The following is a 1,762-nucleotide window of genomic DNA, read 5'->3' on the forward strand; positions in this document are numbered from 1 at the left end:
CTTCTGAGCTATTAATAAAGACCTTCTGTTCATACCCATTAATGTCAATTGAGTCTTCTACTAAGTAATGCGGCCTTAGGATTAAAACATCATCTTCATTCATCAAATCGAAAACTTTATTTAATTGGAAAGGCATCTTAAATTTGTAATTTCCCTTACTAATGTAATAGTCGTCTCTCCAAGTAGGAGCATACAGAATCACCCTGCCATTAGTTCTACCCAAAATTTTCTTTTTCAATATATTTTTAATTTCATTATTACTACCATATTTAACCAAATGATCATTCCTTGGATAACCAATTTCAAGAAACTCATTTTTAAATTGAAAAGCTTTTATAAAAATCCTTTTCGAATAATCATTCGGTGCAATCAAGAAATCCCATCTTTCTGACTCTTTTATAAAACTTTCTTTGTAAGATTCATTCGTTGTACCTGGAATAGAAACATTCTGAATGTCTAATCCTAATTTTTTTAAGGGTGTACCGTGCCAGGTTTGAAAATACACAGTCTGTTTGTTCTTTTTTAACCAAATTGGCATTCGGGCATTAAATACCCAAAAGTTAGATCTGGGAGCTAAAAATAACCATTTAATAGAAAAACGAACAACAAAGTTAATCTCAGGAAATCTCTCTTGAGCTATACTTAAATATTTTTTTTTGATTCCCCAATAAACATACCAATCGTTACAGTCTATATTGTTTATAAATTCGTTATAAATTGCATAGGGATTGTCTCCAGGGAGCTTGCCATTAAAATTTTCAAAAAGAATCGTATTTTTCTTAACGGAAAAATACGAAGCGATAAAATTAAAAAGTTTACCGTAGAGATAACTAATTATCTTTTTTATGTTTGTCAACTCCTCTATAATTCCACCACAAACTTTTAAAAAGAAAGGAGGGCAATTGAAAAATCCTTCCAATTCTAGATGGATTGCTTAGTGAACGATACATCCATTCCAAATTATATTTTATAAAAAACTGGGGTGCTCTTTTCACATGTCCACTTAAAACATCAAAACTTCCACCAACATCTTGAAAGATACTTACATTCAACTTGTTAATATTCCTAGATAGCCATTGCTCCTGTTTTGGAAAACCTAATGCAACAAATAGAAAATCAGGCTTACACTTGTTGATTTCCCTAACAATTTCTTGTTCACTTAGATTAGTATACCCATCAATTGCGCCTACTATATTAATTTTAGGATAAGTGGAGCCAATATTGGCAATAGCGTCTTTAAGGATTTCTATTCTTGCACCATAAAAGAAAACACTTTTCCCATTTACATTAGCATACTCCAATAGCTTTAACATCAAGTCAAAACCTGCAACCCTCTCCCTAATATTTCCACCTGTTAATTTTGATACTAAGACAACCCCAATACCATCAGGAATACGATGTGTACTAGTTTTTATCAAATCAATCACTTCAGGAAACCTCTTAGCCTCAATTATGATTTGAGGATTAACACTAATGATAGTCATCTTTTTCTTTTCTAACAAGTAGTACGGAAGATCACTTAAAATCATTTGATACGTAAGATTGTCTACTGGGATCCCCATAATTAACTCAGTTTTCATATTGTTTATCGATCCAATCTATTAGTTGTTTCATAGCTCTTCCATCTGCAAAAGTATTCCAAATGGAATTAAACTCTTTTAAATCTGATTTATTTTCTTTTAAAAACGAATTTTTAAGATCACTATGACTATAAGCAATTGTCCCTGTTACGTATTTTTCAAATAACTCTTGTATTCCAACC

2 protein-coding genes and 1 pseudogene are annotated in these 1,762 nt (G+C 31.3%); all 3 read right to left on the bottom strand.

What is annotated here, in order from left to right:
* Nucleotides 1-856 (bottom strand): CDP-glycerol glycerophosphotransferase family protein (locus A5870_RS10685; RefSeq protein WP_254907630.1); only part of this gene is annotated, 856 nt, incomplete at its 3' end.
* Nucleotides 831-1,580 carry a WecB/TagA/CpsF family glycosyltransferase gene (locus tag A5870_RS10690; RefSeq protein WP_170924076.1) on the bottom strand — a complete coding sequence of 250 codons (750 nt, stop codon included), beginning with the start codon at nucleotides 1,578-1,580 and terminating at the stop codon, nucleotides 831-833. The genes A5870_RS10690 and A5870_RS10685, both read right to left, overlap by 26 nt.
* Nucleotides 1,570-1,762, bottom strand: a pseudogene (locus tag A5870_RS17345) (CDP-glycerol--poly(glycerophosphate) glycerophosphotransferase); the annotation flags it as partial. The gene A5870_RS10690 and the pseudogene A5870_RS17345, both read right to left, overlap by 11 nt.

This window comes from Enterococcus sp. 2G9_DIV0600, assembly GCF_002140615.1.
GTDB classification, from domain to species: domain Bacteria; phylum Bacillota; class Bacilli; order Lactobacillales; family Enterococcaceae; genus Enterococcus_D; species Enterococcus_D innesii.